General features: G+C 72.3%; 16 protein-coding genes. 12 read left to right on the forward strand and 4 right to left on the reverse strand.

Annotated elements, in window-relative coordinates; all coding sequences use genetic code 11:
• Positions 1–76 precede the first annotated feature (76 nt).
• The 6 genes from CO540_RS09900 to CO540_RS09925 all read left to right on the forward strand — a co-directional run bounded on the left by CO540_RS09900 (position 77) and on the right by CO540_RS09925 (position 6685).
• The gene (locus CO540_RS09900; protein WP_253866593.1) at positions 77–847 is read left to right on the forward strand and encodes a hypothetical protein; all 771 of its coding nucleotides are present in this window, start codon (positions 77–79) and stop codon (positions 845–847) included.
• Between the two features lie 97 nt (positions 848–944).
• Positions 945–1688 (forward strand): cyclopropane-fatty-acyl-phospholipid synthase family protein, encoded by a 744-nt coding sequence (locus CO540_RS09905; protein WP_099161813.1) that lies wholly within the window; start codon positions 945–947, stop codon positions 1686–1688.
• Positions 1689–1773: 85 nt separating this feature from the next.
• Entirely contained in the window at positions 1774–2145 is a 372-nt protein-coding gene (locus tag CO540_RS09910) for a helix-turn-helix transcriptional regulator (RefSeq protein WP_091578905.1), read from the forward strand.
• Positions 2146–2456: 311 nt separating this feature from the next.
• The gene (locus CO540_RS09915; protein ID WP_099161814.1) at positions 2457–4301 is read left to right on the forward strand and encodes a family 43 glycosylhydrolase; all 1845 of its coding nucleotides are present in this window, start codon (positions 2457–2459) and stop codon (positions 4299–4301) included.
• A gap of 11 nt (positions 4302–4312) precedes the next feature.
• A complete protein-coding gene (locus CO540_RS09920) occupies positions 4313–5428 on the forward strand; it encodes an RICIN domain-containing protein (protein WP_099161815.1) in 1116 nt (371 codons plus the stop codon).
• Positions 5429–5596: 168 nt separating this feature from the next.
• Positions 5597–6685: a P1 family peptidase gene (locus CO540_RS09925; protein WP_099161816.1), complete on the forward strand. Its 1089-nt coding sequence runs from the start codon at positions 5597–5599 to the stop codon at positions 6683–6685.
• Between the two features lie 31 nt (positions 6686–6716).
• On the opposite strand, the gene CO540_RS09930 is transcribed toward CO540_RS09925, so the two are convergent.
• Positions 6717–7316, reverse strand: coding sequence for a tetratricopeptide repeat protein (locus tag CO540_RS09930; RefSeq protein WP_099161817.1), 600 nt, complete (start codon positions 7314–7316; stop codon positions 6717–6719).
• 100 nt (positions 7317–7416) lie between these two features.
• The gene (locus CO540_RS09935; RefSeq protein WP_099161818.1) at positions 7417–8292 is read right to left on the reverse strand and encodes an aldo/keto reductase family oxidoreductase; all 876 of its coding nucleotides are present in this window, start codon (positions 8290–8292) and stop codon (positions 7417–7419) included.
• Between the two features lie 186 nt (positions 8293–8478).
• Here CO540_RS09935 and CO540_RS09940 point away from each other — a divergent pair, with 186 nt between their 5' ends.
• The 3 genes from CO540_RS09940 to CO540_RS09950 are packed head-to-tail and all read left to right on the forward strand — an operon-like array spanning position 8479 to position 10139.
• Positions 8479–8898, forward strand: a complete 420-nt coding sequence (locus CO540_RS09940) for a PPOX class F420-dependent oxidoreductase (RefSeq protein ID WP_099161819.1) — start codon at positions 8479–8481, stop codon at positions 8896–8898.
• A 36-nt stretch (positions 8899–8934) separates the two neighbouring features.
• Positions 8935–9525, forward strand: a complete 591-nt coding sequence (locus tag CO540_RS09945) for a DinB family protein (protein WP_099161820.1) — start codon at positions 8935–8937, stop codon at positions 9523–9525.
• A gap of 44 nt (positions 9526–9569) precedes the next feature.
• Positions 9570–10139: a hypothetical protein gene (locus CO540_RS09950; protein ID WP_157779095.1), complete on the forward strand. Its 570-nt coding sequence runs from the start codon at positions 9570–9572 to the stop codon at positions 10137–10139.
• Here CO540_RS09950 and CO540_RS09955 read toward each other — a convergent pair.
• Positions 10105–10602 carry a YcxB family protein gene (locus CO540_RS09955; RefSeq protein ID WP_099161821.1) on the reverse strand — a complete coding sequence of 166 codons (498 nt, stop codon included), beginning with the start codon at positions 10600–10602 and terminating at the stop codon, positions 10105–10107. The two genes, CO540_RS09950 and CO540_RS09955, sit on opposite strands and share 35 nt — an antisense overlap.
• Before the next feature lie 383 nt (positions 10603–10985).
• On the opposite strand from CO540_RS09955, the gene CO540_RS09960 reads away from it, so the two are divergent.
• Both CO540_RS09960 and CO540_RS09965 read left to right on the forward strand, forming a co-directional pair.
• Entirely contained in the window at positions 10986–12281 is a 1296-nt protein-coding gene (locus CO540_RS09960; RefSeq protein ID WP_099161822.1) for a cellulose binding domain-containing protein, read from the forward strand.
• Between the two features lie 143 nt (positions 12282–12424).
• A complete protein-coding gene (locus tag CO540_RS09965; RefSeq protein WP_099161823.1) occupies positions 12425–12760 on the forward strand; it encodes a nucleotide pyrophosphohydrolase in 336 nt (111 codons plus the stop codon).
• Between the two features lie 136 nt (positions 12761–12896).
• On the opposite strand, the gene CO540_RS09970 is transcribed toward CO540_RS09965, so the two are convergent.
• On the reverse strand, positions 12897–14774 hold the full coding sequence (locus tag CO540_RS09970; RefSeq protein ID WP_157779096.1) for an AfsR/SARP family transcriptional regulator: 1878 nt from the start codon (positions 14772–14774) through the stop codon (positions 12897–12899).
• 271 nt (positions 14775–15045) lie between these two features.
• On the opposite strand from CO540_RS09970, the gene CO540_RS09975 reads away from it, so the two are divergent.
• Positions 15046–16065, forward strand: a complete 1020-nt coding sequence (locus CO540_RS09975) for a hypothetical protein (protein ID WP_157779097.1) — start codon at positions 15046–15048, stop codon at positions 16063–16065.
• Positions 16066–16123: the final 58 nt, after the last annotated feature.

The following is a 16123-nucleotide window of genomic DNA, read 5'->3' on the forward strand; positions in this document are numbered from 1 at the left end:
GGAGCAACCCGAGCAATCGCAGGTGCCACCACCACCACACGCGCCACCCCCGGCCGGCCAGCCGTACGGGCCGCCGATGGCGGTCCCTGCGTACGGACCGCCGTTCGGGGCCGGCCCGCCGGGACCGGGCCGGGCCCATCGTGGCCTGATCATCGCCGTGGTCACGCTGGGCGTCCTGCTGTTGCTGGCGTGCACCGGCCTGGTCGGCGGCGCCTTCCTGCTGCGCGCCGGCGCCGACGATCCGGCCGAGCCCGTGCCGGCCACCTGGCCGTCGACCACGACCGGCAGTCCGCCGGCGCCCGACCCGACCGGGAGCGCGGAGCCGGCGCCGCAGGGACCCCAGGCCAGCGACTTCGCCGCCGCCGAGATCACCGACCTGAACAACGTGTGCGACGGCGTCCTCTACTACCCCCAGTCGCCGAAGCGGGCCGGGAAGGCCCCGCACCCGGTGGCGCTGCTCATCGGTGACACCCCGGGCGGGCAACGCCGCCAGGACAACGGCTACTACTACGACGAGGGCCTGTCCAAGCAGGTGGAACGGATCTGGGCGGCGGAGGATCCGAAGACCGTGCAGATGGTCGCCTGCCTCGACCGGGTGAGCACCGGCGCGACGATCCGCAAGTGCCGCTACGACGACCCGAAGCCGGACACGTTGACGCTGCTGAAGGCGACCTACCGCCTCCGGGTCCACGAGGTGGCGACCGGCCGGAGGCTGCTCGACAAGACCCTGGGCGGCGACGACCAGGCCTGCCCGTACGTCGTGCTGGTCGGCGCGGACAAGAAGATCTACGCCGAGGTCAGCGACCGGTCGCTGCTCGCCGCGCTGCGCAACCTGGTGAAGCGGTAGGGCCACCGGGCGGCCGGTGGCCCTACCGGCCGCCCGGTCGCCGGCGGCGGGCAAAGCCGGATGCCGGCCGCCCCGTTGTGGTGTTCACTGTCTCCCCGTGGATCGTCAACGGCTCAGCAGCATCGCGCACTCGCACCACCCGATCGCGGCGCCGATCTCCGGCGTCAACGTCAACCGGCTCCTGCGCCGGGCCGACCGGCGACCGTCCGCCCGCATCCTCGACCTCGGCTGCGGCGAGGCGGCCTGGGCGTTGCAGGCCCTCGCCCACCACCCCGACGGGCACGCCGACGGCGTCGACATCAGCCGGTACGCCCTGGAGCGCGCCGCGACCGCCGCCGCCGAACGTGGCCTCGCCGACCGACTCACGCTGCACGAGCGCGACGCCCGCGCGTACGTGCCGGACGGCGACCACGACCTGGTGATGTGTGTCGGGTCGACGCACGTCTTCGACGGATTCGCGGGGACGCTGCGGCTGGCCGGGCGACACGTGCACCCGGACGGGATCCTCCTGGTCGGCGAGGGCTTCTGGCAGGCTCCGCCGACCCCGCAGGCGCTGGCGGCGCTGGACGCGAAGCCGGAGGACTTCACCGATCTCGCCGGTCTGGTGGCCGTCGCCGAGGAGGTCGGGTGGACCCCGGTGTACGCGCACGTCAGCGACGCCGCCGAGTGGGACCACTACGAGTGGTCCTGGGTCGGGTCGCTCACCGAGTGGGCGCTCGACAACCCGGGCCACCCGGACGCCGCGGAGGCGCTGGCGGTCGCGCGCGAACACCGGGACCAGTGGCTGCGCGGATACCGCGACGTGCTGGGTTTCGCCACCCTGGTCCTGCGCCGCGCCTGAGGCCGGCTCACCTCCGGCGAGGAATGTGCCCGTTACGTCGATCCGATCCCGGTTTCCGCCGCGTCGTCGATGTTCGGGTGCGACGATGGACGGCGTGGGAACCGCCAAGACCGCCATGCCTTCCATCTCGCCGCTGTCCGGCGAGCCGATCAAGCGTGCCGACGCCGAACGGCTCGCGGGGGTGCTGAAGGCGTTCGCCGACCCGGCCCGACTGCGGCTGCTCAGCCTCATCCAGTCCGCCCCGCAGGGCGAGGCGTCGGTGAGTGACCTGACCGCCCCGCTCGGGCTGTCCCAGCCGACGGTGAGTCATCACCTCCGGATCCTCACCGAGGCCGGCCTGCTGGAGCGCGAGAAGCGCGGGGTGTGGGCCTACTACCGGGTGGTCCCCGCCGCGGTCGCCGCGATCGCCGACCTGTTGACCCCGCCCCGCAAGCGGGCGACGAAGAAGGCTCGCTGAGCGAAGCCGCTGGTGCGCGGCGGCTCCGACCGCCGGTCCGCCGGGTGCCGGCGCCCGGCGGGACTCCCCGTCACTCCCGGAGTGTGCTCTAATTACCGGCGTCGATGTTTGCGATAACATCGGTGACCGGCAGGCCACCACCGTCGGCATTTCCGACCCCGCCGCCTGCACGATCTCCGTCCCGAGGTCGTGGTTCCAGCGGTTGAGTCGACGCCGCGACTGTTAGCGTTTCCATCGACGGCAATCCACCACCCGCGAGGCTTCTCGCCGGCACGGACGGTCCGGGAGCCTCGCGTACCCGAGGAGCCGTCATGGTCATCTCCCGTCTCCGGCCCGGCCGGGCCGGACGCTCCCATCCGCTCGTCGTGCCCGCCGCGGCCGACCCGGTCGCCGGCGGTCCGGGGCGACGGAGAGCGACGTCAGCCCGGTCCCGGCATCGGACCAGGCGCCGGATCGCCCTGGTCGCCAGCCTGCTCGCCCTGCTGGGGTTGTTCCCGGCGATCGCCCGGGCCGACAACCCCATCGTGCAGACGATCTACACGGCCGACCCGGCGCCGCTGGTCCACAACGGCCGGGTCTACCTCTACACCGGTCACGACGAGGACAACTCGACCTGGTTCACCATGAAGGAGTGGCGGGTCTTCTCGTCCGACGACATGGTGAACTGGACCGACCACGGCTCCCCGCTCAACATCGCCAGCTTCAGCTGGGCCAAGTCCGACGCGTGGGCCGGCCAGGCGGTCTACCGCAACGGCAAGTTCTACTGGTACGTGCCGATGACCGTACGGGCGACCGGCCAGATGGGCATCGGCGTGGCGGTCTCGGACAGCCCCACCGGCCCGTTCCGGGACGCGATCGGACGCCCGCTGGTGAGCAACGGCGAGATCGACCCCACCGTGTTCATCGACGACGACGGCCAGGCGTACCTCTACTGGGGCAACCCGCGCCTGTGGTACGTGAAGCTGAACGCGGACATGACCTCGTACGCGGGCAGCCCCACGCAGATCCCGCTGACCACGGCGGGCTTCGGCACCCGGACCGGGGACGCGACCCGGCCGACCCTCTTCGAGGAGGGGCCCTGGGTCTACAAGCGCAACGGCCTCTACTACCTGGTCTACGCGGCCAAGTGCTGCTCGGAGTTCATCGCCTATTCCACCGCGCCCGGCCCGTTGGGGCCGTGGACCTACCGCGGAACGGTGATGCCCACCCAGGGCAGCAGCTTCACCAACCACCCCGGGATCGTCGACTTCAAGGGCGGTTCGTACTTCTTCTACCACAACGGGGCACTACCGGGCGGGGGCGGCTTCACCCGCTCCGTGGCGGTGGAGAAGTTCTCCTACGGCGCGGACGGTTCCATCCCGACGATCAGCATGTCCACCGCCGGCGCCCCGCAGGTCGGCACGCTGAACCCGTACGTCCGGCAGGAGGCCGAGACGATCGCCTGGGGCTCCGGGGTGGAGACCGAGCCGAGCAGCGCCGGCGGGATGAACGTCGGATGGATCGACAACGGGGACTACATCAAGGTCAAGGGCGTGGCCTTCGGCACCGGCGCGGCCTCGTACACCGCCCGGGTGGCCTCGGCCGCCGGCGGGGGCACCATCGAGGTCCGCCTCGACAGCGCCACCGGCACCGTGGTGGGCACCTGCCGGGTGTCCGGCACCGGGGGGTGGCAGACCTGGACCGACACCACGTGCGCGGTCAGCGGCGCCACCGGCACCCACGACCTCTACCTGCGGTTCACCGGTGGCAGCGGCTCGCTGTTCAACGTCGACCACTGGCGGTTCACCCCGACCGGCGGCGGCACGCCGCCGACCAGCCCGCCGCCGACGACCCCGCCGCCCACCACCCCGCCGCCGACCACCGACGCCTGCACCGCGAGCTACCGCACCACCAGCACCTGGTCCGGTGGCTTCCAGGGCGAGGTGACCGTCACGGCCGGCGCCGCGGCGATCAACGGTTGGACCGTGGGCTGGAGTCTGGCCACCGGGCAGAGCGTCAGCCAGATCTGGGGCGGCACGTTGAGCACCAGCGGCTCCGCCGCAACCGTGCGCAACGTGTCCTACAACGGCTCCGTGCCCGCCGCCGGCTCGACCACGTTCGGCTTCCTGGCGAACGGCTCCCCGTCGACGCCGTCCCTGACCTGCACCAGTCCCTGAGAGGAACAGTCATGCGAACGAGGGCAGGAGCGTGGCTCGCCGCGCTGGCCATGACGGTCGCCGGCCTGCTGGTCCCGGCCGGTCCGGCGGGCGCGGAGTCCAACGGTGGGGTCCGGGTGATGCCGCTGGGTGACTCGATCACCGAGGGCACCCAGGTCCCCGGCGGCTACCGGATCGGTCTGTGGCAGCGGCTCGCCGGTGCCGGCTACCGGGTCGACCTGGTCGGTTCCCAGTTCAACGGGCCGGGCAACCTCGGCGACCACGACCACGAGGGTCACCCCGGCTGGCGGATCGACCAGATCGACGCGAACATCACCAGCTGGCTGAACAACTACCGGCCGCGCACCGTGTTGCTGCACATCGGCACCAACGACATCCTCCAGAACTACAACGTCGCCGGCGCGCCGAACCGGCTCTCCGCGCTGATCGACCGCATCACCACGACCGCGCCCGACGCCGACGTGTTCGTGGCCCAGATCATCCCGCTGGCCAACCCGGGCCAGGAGTCGGCGGTACGCACGTTCAACGCCGCCGTCCCCGGCATCGTCCAGGCCAAGGTGAACGCCGGCCGGCGCGTACACCTGGTCGACCAGCACTCGGCGCTGACCACCGCCGACCTGATCGACGGCGTCCACCCGACCGCCACCGGCTACGACAAGATGGCCGCCGTCTGGTACCGCGCGCTCCAGTCGGTGTCCGGCAGCATCGGTACGCCGGGCAGCGGCGGGAGCACCTACCAGAACGTGCAGGTGGTGAACACCGGGTCGGGCCGGTGTCTGGACGTGCCGAACGGCAGCACCACCAACGGCACCGCGGTGCAGCTCTACGACTGCTGGGGCGGCACCCCGCAGCGCTGGACCTACACCTCCGCCAAGCAGTTGCAGGTGCTGGGCGGCAAGTGCCTGGACGCCAGCGGGCGGGGCACCGCCAACGGCACCAGCGTGATCGTCTGGGACTGCACCGGTCAGGCCAACCAGCAGTGGAATTTGAACGCGAACGGCACGATCAGCGGGGTCCAGTCGGGGCGCTGCCTGGACGCCGCCAACTACGGCACCGCCAACGGCACCAGGATCAACCTCTGGGACTGTCACGGCGGCGCCAACCAGCAGTGGAGCATCCGCGCCTGACCCGCCGGAACCGGTCCCGCGGGTCAGCGGGCCGTCCGGGCCGAACGCCCGGGCGGCCCGCTCGTGACTCGACCGCCGTCCGGCACTAGGCTCCGCCGCCATGGCGAATGCGATACGGCTCGGTGAGCCACGACAGGCGGCGCCGGCGGACGACCGCTCGGCCGCGTCATGAGGCTGGCCGCCCGCCGCGCCCGCGACCTGGGCATCGTGGTCGGAGGGCTACCGACCGGGGGCCACAACGGGATCACCGACGTTGCCGGCGTGTCGGTGGGGCACACCACCGTCGACGACGGTGTCGAGCTGCACACCGGCGTCACCGCGGTCGTGCCGGCGCAGCTCGGCCCGCAACGGTGGTCGCTGCCCGCGGCGGTGTACACCGGCAACGGGTACGGGAAGCTGGTCGGCTCCACCCAGGTGGACGAACTCGGCGTGTTGGAGTCGCCGATCGTGTTGACCGCCACGCTGTCGGTCTTCCGGGCGGCGGACGCGGTGCTGACCCACCTGATGCGGCGCCGACCGGACGGGCTGTCGTTCAACCCCCTGGTGGGCGAGACCAACGACGGTCATCTGTCGGACATCCGCCGACGTCCGATCACCGAGGGGCACGTGCTCGACGCCATCGACCGAGCCTCCGCGGGGCCGACACCGGAGGGGTGTGTGGGTGCCGGCGCCGGCACCACGGCACTGGGTTACAAGGCCGGCATCGGCACCTCGTCCAGGGTGGTGGGCGCGCCGGACACCCCGGTGACCGTCGGCGTTCTGGTGCAGGCCAACTTCGGCGGTGTGCTGACCGTGCTCGGTGTTCCGCTGCCGGTGGACGAGCTGGTCCCGCAGGCCGACCGCGCCGAGCCGCCCGGCAACTCGTGCATGATCGTGGTAGCCACCGACGCCTGCCTGGACGCACGGCAGCTCAGGCGGCTCGCCCGCCGGGCGGTCTTCGCCATGGGCCGGGTCGGCGCCGCGTACGCCAACGGCAGCGGCGACTACGCGATCGCCTTCAGCACGGCGGAACCGGGCCGACCGGCCATTCCCGACGCGCAGCTCGACCCGGTCATCGCCGCGGTCCTGGACTCGGTCGAGGAGGCCGTGCTCAACTCGCTGTTCACCGCCACCACCACGTCCGGGGCGGGTGGCCGTACCAGCCATGCCGTGCCGCACCAGGCCGCGGTGCGACGGCTGGTCGACGCCGGCCGGATCCCCGGCGGGCGCGCGGTCGCCGGCGCCGTCGGGCGGCCGGCGACCCGCCCGAGCCGGTGAACCACCGGCGCCGGGCCCCGCACGGCGGCTCTCAGTACGTCCGGGTGTTGCGCAGCGCCACCCGCAGGTTCTCGCCGATGTCGCGGGTCAGCGGGTCGTCCGGGCCGAACGCCCGGGCGGCCCGCTCGTAGCTGGACCGCAGCAGGTCCAGCGCGGCTCCGGCGTCGCCGGCCATGAACAGCGAGACGCCGAGCGTCTTGGCCGTGGCGAGGGTCTGCGGGTGGTCCTGGCCGAGCCTGCGCCGCTGGCGGCGCAGCGTGTCCTCCAGCAACGGCAGGCCCTCGCCCCACTGGTGCATGACCACCAGCGCGCACCCGAGGTTGTAGGCGTAGACCAGCGTGACCGGGTCGCCGGCGCCCAGGCCGGCCGCGGCCCGGTGGTGGGCCTCCCGGTGCCGCTGCGCCGACTCGCCGAGCCGACGCAGGCGGAACAGCGCGGACCCCCACCGGTCCAGGGTGCGCAGCGTCTCGGGATGGGCCGGGCCGAGCTGCCGCTCGCAGTCGGCGAACAGCGTGCGCCAGGCGCGCTCGGCGGCCGCGTACTGGCCGGCCTCGAAGAGGGCCAGGCCGGAACGCGCGCGCCGCTCCAGGTCGGCGGGGATCGGTCGAGATCGGGACGGCAGGAATCTCACGGCTCCTCCTCCGGTCGGTCACCTCGCTGCGGCCGCCCCGACTCTATCGATGGATGTCTACCCTGGGTGGCGCACCGGACACGCGGCGCCGCCGAGGTGGTCAGCCCGCCGGTGCGCCGATCGCGTCCAGCTCGGCGAGCGCGTCGGCGGGCAGGTCCAACGCCGCGCCGGCGACGTTCTCGCGCAGGTGCGCGACCGAGGACGTGCCGGGGATGAGCAGGATGTTCGGCGAGCGGTGCAGCAGCCAGGCGAGCGCGACGGCCATCGGCGTGCTCCCCAACCGCTTCGCGACCCGGTCCAGGACGTCCGACTGCAACGGCGAGAAGCCGCCCAGCGGGAAGTACGGCACGTACGCGATGCCCTGCCGGGCCGTGCTGTCGACCACCTCGTCGTCGCCACGGTGGGCCAGGTTGTAGAAGTTCTGCACGCACACCACCGGGGCGATCGACTGCGCCTCGGCAAGCTGCTCCGCGGTGACCGTGCTCAACCCCAGGTGCCGGATCAGCCCCTGGTCGCGCAGCTCGACGAGCGCGCCGAACTGCTCGGCGATCGAGCCGGGCTCGGGTGCGTCGAGGCCGCCGACCCGCAGGTTCACCACGTCCAGCGCCGGCAGGTCGAGGCGACGCAGGTTGTCGTGCACCTGTCGGGTCAGCTCGGCCGGGGTGCGGGCGTGCGGCCATCCGCCCTGCTCGTCCCGGCGGGCGCCGACCTTGGTGACGATGTGCAGGTCGTCGGGGTACGGCGCGAGCGCCTCCCGGATGATCTCGTTGGTGACGTGCGGGCCGTAGAAGTCCGCCGTGTCGATGTGCCGGATGCCCAGCTCGACGGCGGTCCGCAGGACGGCGACGGCGGCGTCGCGGTCGCGGGGTGGCCCGAACACGCCCGGGCCCGCCAACTGCATCGCGCCGTAGCCGACCCGGGTGAGGGTGAGGTCCCCGACCTGGTAGGTGCCGCCGGGGAGCTTGTCGCCGGTCATGGGTTCCCTTCCGCGTGCCGGAGTCTCCGGCCGCACCCCGAACGGTGCCCGCCGGCGGCCGGCGCAACCAGGCACCGCCCATCCTGGGACCGGCGGGGCCGGGACGGGCGGCCGCCGCGCATCCCCAGCGGCGGGCTCGACCGGTCCGTACAGTGCGAAGACAGCACCGTCGCGAAGAGGAGAGCCATGTCGAAGCCGCCGCTGCCCGAGCCCGCCGTCGCCATGCTGCGCAAGCCGAACCCCGCCGTCATCGCCACCCTGCGCCCCGACGGTCAACCGGTCTCCGCGGCCACCTGGTACCTGTGGGACGACGGCCGGATCCTGGTGAACATGGACGAGGGCCGTCGCCGGCTGGCTCACCTGCGCAACGACCCCCGGGTCACCCTGACCGTGCTTGACGAGCAGGGCTGGTACACCCACCTGAGCATCATCGGGCACGTGGCCGAGCTGCGCGACGACGTGGACCTGGCGGACATCGACCGACTCGCCCGGCACTACACCGGCAACCCCTACCCGCGCCGCGAGCGGGCCCGGGTCAGCGCGCTGATCGAGGTCGACCGTTGGCACGGGTGGGGTGAGCTGAAGGACAACAGCCAGGTGGGCTGACCCACGGTGTCCGACCCGTGCGCGAGACTGGCGGGCATGGCTGACCTGGGCGACGTGAAGAACGCACTGCACCTCTATCTTCGGGAGACCCGCGAGGACCTGCTCTGGAAGCTCGACGGGCTGAGCGAACGCGACGCCCGGCTCCCCCGCACCGCGACCGGCAACAACCTGCTGGGCATCGTGAAGCACTGCCTCAACGTCGAGGCCGGCTACTTCGGGCCGACCTTCGGCCGGGAGTTCCCCACCCCGGGCGAGCTGGTCCCGATGGAGGCGTACGACGCGGATCCGCAGGCCGACTGGTACGCGCGGGACGACGAGACCAAGGACGGCCTGATCGACCTCTACCGCCGGGTCGCGGCGTTCGCCGACGAGACGATCGACCAGCTCCCGCTGGACGCGCCGGGGCAGGTGCCGTGGTGGCGACCCGGCCGGCAGGCCGTGACGCTGCACCGGATCATCACCCACGTCACCGTGGACCTCGCCCGGCACGCCGGCCACGCCGACATCCTGCGGGAGCAGCTCGACACGGCGATCGGCCTGCGGGAGACCAACACCAACGTCCCCGACGAGTACGACTGGCCCGCGTACGTCGGCAGGTTGACCACGCTGGCGGACCGGTTCGCCTAGGAAATCGGCTGGCGTGCCCGGCGGGGCTGGGTCACTCTGGCGGGGTGATCCTCATCCAGCGGGTTCGGGTCCGGTGGCCGGCCGCGGCGCGCGGCGCGCCGGCCGCGAACGCCCGGCGCGGCCTCAACCAGCCGGTGGCTCTGCCCCGGGAGCTGCCGGAGGCCGAGGTGGTGATCCACGACGTCCTGGTCGACGAGGCGGACGGCTACGCGCCCCGGCACGAGGTGCTGGCCGGCAGCCCGGGTCGCGCGCACGCCGTCGGTCTGTGGCTCAGCCGCCGGGAGGTGACGGTCGGCGTCGACCGGCTGCCCACCTGGACGGCCTACCCGCACCCGCGCGCGTCGAGCCACCTGTTCGCGCTCGCGCCGGGTCAGGTGGGCCGCTACCGGGCCAACTTCCGGTTCACCGGCTGCTCGTGCAGCCCGAGCTGGTACTTCGAGGACTGGGTCGTGCACGTCAGCCACGGCTGGGTGGACCGCGACCACTTCGAGCGGGGCCAGCCGGAGCGCGACCTCGACCACCGCGTGCATCTCTACGGCGGGACGGGCCGCCCGGCACGCCGGCCGTGCCCGCCCGCGCTCACCGGGGTGTCAGGAGCCCTCGTCCGGCCATGAAGGCACGCAACGTCTCGTCGTCGCCGACGGACATCAGCCGGCGCGGGATCACGGTGGCCGGCATCCGGCCGACGTAGACGATCCAGAACTCCGGCGTCTCCTCGACCCGGGCCACGCCGTCCCAGGCGATGCCGCCGGACTCCGAGCCGCTGCGCATCATGATGTTGTCGTCGGTGATGTCGTAGCCGCCCTCGACGGCGTAGCCGGCGGAGCGGCGTCGGGCCCGCCACCGCACCCACGGCGCGTAGAGCATCGACAGCACGCCGCCGACGAGCAGCGCCAGCCAGAGCGTCGAGAACCGGTCGCCCCACCCGGACGTCCGGGCGACGACGAGACCGAGCGCCCCGACCGCCGCCAGCACGGCGCCGATCCGGCCGAACCGGCGCAGCCGGACGCCGCTGAGCACGGCGGCCACGCGGCCCGGGTAGGCGGGGTCGGCCGGGACGGCGAAGCGAATGTGCACGCCCGAACGATAACCGCCCAGCGGGCCGCACCGACCGCCACCCGGATCCTGTTATCGCTCACACCTGCCCTGCTCGCCGCCGGGGCGGTTGAGTATGTTATCGATAACCTGCTATCTTTTGGCGCGGGAGCGCCAGGGCACGCTCCCGGTCACCCGCCACTCGGCACGGCGCTTCGAGGAACCTGCTCTCGCCGCCCGACCGACCGGCCGATGACCAGTCCGGGCCGATCCGCCGTTGCCAGCCGCCACAGGTGGCCGCCGGACGCGTCAGGCCCCGGCCGCACGCCCACGCCTCCACGCCACCTCGCGGGCGATCCCGGCAGCGACGGACACCCCTGCGCGCACCGCCGGCACCACACCACCCCACGGCACGGAGGCAAGCAATGGTGAAACGTACACAGCTCCTATCGTCCCTGGCCGCGGCGGCCGTCCTCCTCGCGGCGACCGCCGGCGCGCTGAGCGGCGGCCTCGGCGGCGCGGCGGAGGCCGCGACGAACGGCACGCTCGCGGCGACCGCGGGCTGCGGCAAGGCCCCCACGCTCACCAGCGGCACCCGCACCATCACCAGCAGCGGACAGAACCGCAGCTACATCCTGCGGATCCCGGACGGGTACGACCGGAACCGCCCCTACCGGCTGATCTTCGGTTTCCACTGGCTGAACGGCTCGGCGAACAACGTCGCCTCCGCCGGCTACTACGGGCTCCTGCCGCTGTCGAACAACAGCACGATCTTCGTGGCGCCGCAGGGCATCGACAACGGCTGGGCCAACACCAACGGCCGGGACCTGACGCTCTTCGACGACATCTCCCGCCAGGTCGAGAACGACCTCTGCGTCGACACGACCCAGCGCTTCGCCCTCGGCTGGAGCTACGGCGGGGCGATGAGCTACGCGGTCGCCTGCGCCCGACCGACAGTCGTCCGCGCGGTCACCGTGCTGTCCGGCGCCAACCTCAGCGGCTGCAACGGCGGCAGCCAGCCCGTCGCCTACTTCGGCATCCACGGCATCTACGACAGCGTGCTGAACATCTCGATGGGCCGGTCCCTGCGCGACACGTTCGTCCGCAACAACGGCTGCACCGCGCAGAGCCCGCGCGAGCCGAGCCGCGGCAGCCTCACCCACGTCACCACCACCTACACCGGCTGCCGGGCCGGATATCCCGTGCAGTGGGCCGCCTTCGACGGCGACCACACGCCCAGCCCGGTCGACGGCTCGCCCAGCCCGAACGACTCCCGGACCTGGACGTCGGCGGAGATCTGGCGGTTCTTCTCCCAGTTCGAGTCCACCACCCCGCCCACCACCACCCCGCCGACGACCACGCCCCCGACCACCACTCCCCCGACCACCACGCCGCCCACGACGCCCCCGCCGACCGGCGGCCCCTGCGCGGCCACGTACCGCAGCGTCAACACCTGGCCGGGCGGCTTCCAGGGCGAAGTCACCGTGGCCAACACCGGCACCGCCACCCTCAACGGCTGGACGGTCCGGCTGACCCTGGCCGGCGGCCAGGCCATCAGCAGCCTCTGGAGCGGCGTCAACACCGGCACCACCGGCACCGTCGCCGTCCGGAACGCGCCCTACAACGGCACGCTCGGCCCGAACGCCTCGACGACGTTCGGGTTCACCGCAACCGGTGACGGCGCCACCGCGCCGAGCGGCCTGACCTGCACCAGCCCCTGAACGTGCCTCGTCCCCGGTGCCCTGCGGGCACCGGGGACGGGTCACCTACCGCTTGGCAGGCCAGAAGACGCGGACCGAGCCGCCCTGTCGGCATCGAGCAGGCAGCAGCACGTCGGCCGGCGTAACCGCTGTAGGTTGCGCAGATGGATCTTGAAAGTCTGCGGCTGAGGGCCGTTGCCATCGCCGACTCCTACGATCGTCACAACATCGCAGCGGGCCGAGCGGTGTGGAACACCGGCGACCTCGCGTTGGGGTTCGTCGGTGACGTCGGTGACCTCGCGAAACTTGTCATGGCTGTCGACGGACGCCGGGAGATCGCCAACGCTCGTGAACGGCTCGGGCATGAACTGGCCGATTGCCTGTGGTCGATCCTCGTCCTCGCGGACCGGTACGGCGTCGATCTGGCCGCCGAGTTCGCTCGAATGACCGCCGGAATCGAGGAGCATCTCGGGAACCGTCGACCGGGCGAATCCGACTAGCGGTACACCCGTCACGGTGCACTCTGGTCGAGCGCCTCGTACTCGGCTAGCGGTCACACCAGTTCCGGGTGCGGGATCCTCCTAGAGTTCGATCCGGACCGAGGCAAGGCCGTCACACCCGGCGGCCCTCTTTCGATCATCGTCCGGCATGCACCTGCGTCGGGTCGACGGTCTGCCGTCCGCGCACGCGAAGCGCCCGCCTTCGACGCCGCCTCCGCTGGACCGACTCGGCACGGTCGTTCGCGTACTGCCGGAGCAGTTCGTGAAAGGTGAACCGGTCGGGCACGTGTTCGTTGATCAGATGGGCCGCAGCCAGTTCGTCCAGCAAGGGTGCCACCTCCGCCGGGGTGGCGGCGCTGAGCGAGGCGGCCACGGCAGCGGCGAAGTCGGTGCCCGGCGCTCGTCCGAGCAAGCGGAACAGGCGTCGGGCTTCGGCGGACACCGACCGGTAGGACAGATCGAAGGCCTCGCTGACCGCCGTTTCTCGGTCCCCGTGCTGCGAGAGGACAGCGAGCCGGTTGCCGTCGCGAAGCTGGGCCACCCGGTCGGCGATGCCAAGGGTCGGGCGGCAGATGAGGTCGGCGGCGGCAACCCGCATCGCCAGGGGTAGATAGGCGCAGGCCTCGGCGAGTTCGGCGGCGGCACCGGCCTCGGCGCGGACACGGTCGTGGCCCAGCAGGCGTTCCAGCAGCATCTGAGCCTCCCCGCTGGTCAGCACGTCCAGGGTGAGGTGATGGGCACCGTCGCGGGCGACCAGTCCACCGAGTCGGTCACGGCTGGTGACCAGCACCAGGCAGCCGGCGCTCCCGGGCAGCAGTGGACGGACCTGGTCGGCCGACCGGGCATTGTCCAGCAGTACCAGCACCCGCCGGCCGGCGAGAACGGAGCGGTAGCGCGCCGTAGCCTCCGCCAGGTCGACCGGCACCTGCGTGCTCGGCACACCGAGCGACCGCAGCAGCTCGCCGAGCGCGCCGATCGCGCGCGTCGGCGGGCCGGCAGCGTACCCCTGCAGGTTCAGGTGCAACTGCCCGTCCGGAAAACGCCCGGCCGCCCGATGCGCCCACTGCACGGCGAGCGCCGTCTTGCCGACCCCGGCGGTGCCGACGACTGCGACCACCGTGCAGGCCGCCGCCTCCCGGGCCGCGAGCGCCACGGCGTTCAACTGGTCGAGGCTCTCCGACCGGCCGGTGAACGCCGCGACCGCAGGCGGGATCTGAGCCGGTCTGGTGCCGGCGGCGGACGGGTGATCGGTCCCGGTCGCGCTCGTCGTGACCGGACCTGCCCGCAGAATGCTCAGGTGGACGGCCTGGAGTTCACCGCCCGGCTCCGTGCCGAGTTCGCCGAGCAGCCGTCGGCGAATCTGGGCGTAGAGGTCCAGCGCCTTCCCGCTGCGCCCGGTGCTGTGCAGGGCTCGCATCAGCGCGGCGAGCAGGGGTTCGTCGAAGGGGTGCTGTGCGACCAGCTCGACCAGCGGGCCGACGACCGGGGCGCCGACGCCGAGCCGCAGCTCGGCGTCCGCCCATGCCACTGTCGCCTCCAAATGCTGCTGACACCAAGCTGCCCGCGTTCGCGCCGCCCACCCACCGCGAAGATCGATCAGCGGCGTTCCCCGCCACAGGTCCAACGCCTCACGCAACACCATCGCCCGCGCCGCAGGGCCGGAGGTGTCCCGCATGCCCGTGGCGACCAACCGCCGGAACCGGTGCACATCCACCAGGTCGGGGTCCACGTCTAGCGCGTACCCCCCTGGACGCCGGACCACCAGGGCGCGTTCCGCGCCGGCGACCGCCGCCCGTTCCAGCACCCTGCGGAGCCGACTGACGTACGTGTAGACGGCATTGCGGGCATCGAGCAGCGCCCCATCGGCCCAGACCCGCTCCGTCAGGTTCGCCACCGTGACCGTGCGTCCCGCCTCGGCCAGGAGAACCGCCAACACGAGCCGCTGCTTCGTCGACCCCAGGTCGACCGCGGAGTCGGCCAGGTGGAGGCCCGACGGACCGAGTAACCGGAACATGCCCACCCCCGTGACGCATCGTCCGTCACCGATACTTTCACACGCGTCCGACACTGTCCGGCCCTTTCGACGGCGACCCGGAGTCGGCTAACCGACCGCGCAGACGTACGCGCGCCGCGTGCAAGGGTCCTGCAAGACGACGTCAAGGCAGCACGTCCACCATGGATCCAGCACGGTCCGACGACAGGGCCCGGACCGGACATCCTCGGCGTCCGCCGCAGCCGAGCAGACCGAAGCGGCGATCACACCCTCTACGGAACGGGGACGAACGATGCTCGAAGCACAGGGTTCCGAACGGCCACGACGGCTCCTCGGCATGGCGGCGGCCACCGCCGTGCTGGTGTCACTCGCCATGGCCGGCTCCGCGCACGCCGACGCCGTCACGGGAGCGGGCGCGACCGTCACACCCACCACGACGATCGACCCGGACCAGCAGTACGCGGACTATCTGGCGACCCGGCGGCCCGACGGTAGCTGGCCGGGTGCGCCCGACCCGGGCGTCAAGGCGAAGAGCCCGGTGACCTCTCTGCACACCTACCCGAAGCTCACCGACCGGCAGCTCGCCGGGATGCGCGGCCGGACGGGCGAGGTGGCGACGATCGATCCCGCGGTTCAGGCCACCGTACAGACCGTGCGGGTCACGAAGGACGCCACGATCGTGCAGACCTACCTGCCGGTGCCCGGGGTCACGCCGGACCAGCTGGCCGCCGGCCTGCGTGCGCAGGGGCACGGCGACGTGCGGGTGACCCGGTCGTCCGACTTCTCGACGACGGCTCCGAGTTCCTGCTCCTACGGTAGTGCCCGGACGGTCACCTGCCCGGTGTCGTTCTGGCGGAACAACGGACACGAGGACCCGATCGTCCGGTTCAACGACCACTCCGGCTCCAGCTGGCCGGTGAGCAAAGCGGTGCCCAAGTGGAACCAGGTGGCGAACATCGACAGCTGGTACTACTGGAACAGCTGCCCGTCCCTGGCCGGCGCCCGGTGCGTCGACGTGTTCTCCGGCAACTACGGCGCCACCGGCTGGGTGGGCCGGGCGACGCGTACCTACCCGTCCGGCGCGACCAGCGGCGCCTTCGCCGAGTCCGGTCACCGCATCCAGCTCAACGACTACTACTCGCCCACGACCTTCACCCGCAACAACGTGGCCACCCACGAGGTCGGACACACCCTCGGCCTGGGTCACAACGTGTTCAGCAACGACGTGCTCTACTACGTCGCGAACACCCGGGAGGACATCGGCGGTGAGAATCCCGTGCTTCTCGCCGGTCTCTACTCCATCACCCGCTGACCGGTCCGTGCGGGCAGGCGCGCGCCGGCCCGCACGTTCGATCCGGGACCGGGGTGTA

Origin of the sequence: Micromonospora sp. WMMA2032 (assembly GCF_002688545.1) — a bacterium.
GTDB classification, from domain to species: domain Bacteria; phylum Actinomycetota; class Actinomycetes; order Mycobacteriales; family Micromonosporaceae; genus Micromonospora; species Micromonospora sediminicola.

Bases quoted from the DNA above. Each gene is read 5' to 3' on its own strand.
- CO540_RS09940 (WP_099161819.1), top strand. From the start codon at position 8,479: ATGTCGAAGCCGCCGCTGCCCGAGCCCGCCGTCGCCATGCTGCGCAAG.
- CO540_RS09960 (WP_099161822.1), top strand. From the start codon at position 10,986: ATGGTGAAACGTACACAGCTCCTATCGTCCCTGGCCGCGGCGGCCGTC.
- CO540_RS09965 (WP_099161823.1), top strand. From the start codon at position 12,425: ATGGATCTTGAAAGTCTGCGGCTGAGGGCCGTTGCCATCGCCGACTCC.
- CO540_RS09900 (WP_253866593.1), top strand. From the start codon at position 77: ATGGCGGTCCCTGCGTACGGACCGCCGTTCGGGGCCGGCCCGCCGGGA.
- CO540_RS09915 (WP_099161814.1), top strand. From the start codon at position 2,457: ATGGTCATCTCCCGTCTCCGGCCCGGCCGGGCCGGACGCTCCCATCCG.
- CO540_RS09935 (WP_099161818.1), bottom strand. From the start codon at position 8,292: ATGACCGGCGACAAGCTCCCCGGCGGCACCTACCAGGTCGGGGACCTC.
- CO540_RS09925 (WP_099161816.1), top strand. From the start codon at position 5,597: ATGAGGCTGGCCGCCCGCCGCGCCCGCGACCTGGGCATCGTGGTCGGA.
- CO540_RS09910 (WP_091578905.1), top strand. From the start codon at position 1,774: ATGGACGGCGTGGGAACCGCCAAGACCGCCATGCCTTCCATCTCGCCG.
- CO540_RS09975 (WP_157779097.1), top strand. From the start codon at position 15,046: ATGCTCGAAGCACAGGGTTCCGAACGGCCACGACGGCTCCTCGGCATG.
- CO540_RS09920 (WP_099161815.1), top strand. From the start codon at position 4,313: ATGCGAACGAGGGCAGGAGCGTGGCTCGCCGCGCTGGCCATGACGGTC.
- CO540_RS09945 (WP_099161820.1), top strand. From the start codon at position 8,935: ATGGCTGACCTGGGCGACGTGAAGAACGCACTGCACCTCTATCTTCGG.
- CO540_RS09970 (WP_157779096.1), bottom strand. From the start codon at position 14,774: ATGTTCCGGTTACTCGGTCCGTCGGGCCTCCACCTGGCCGACTCCGCG.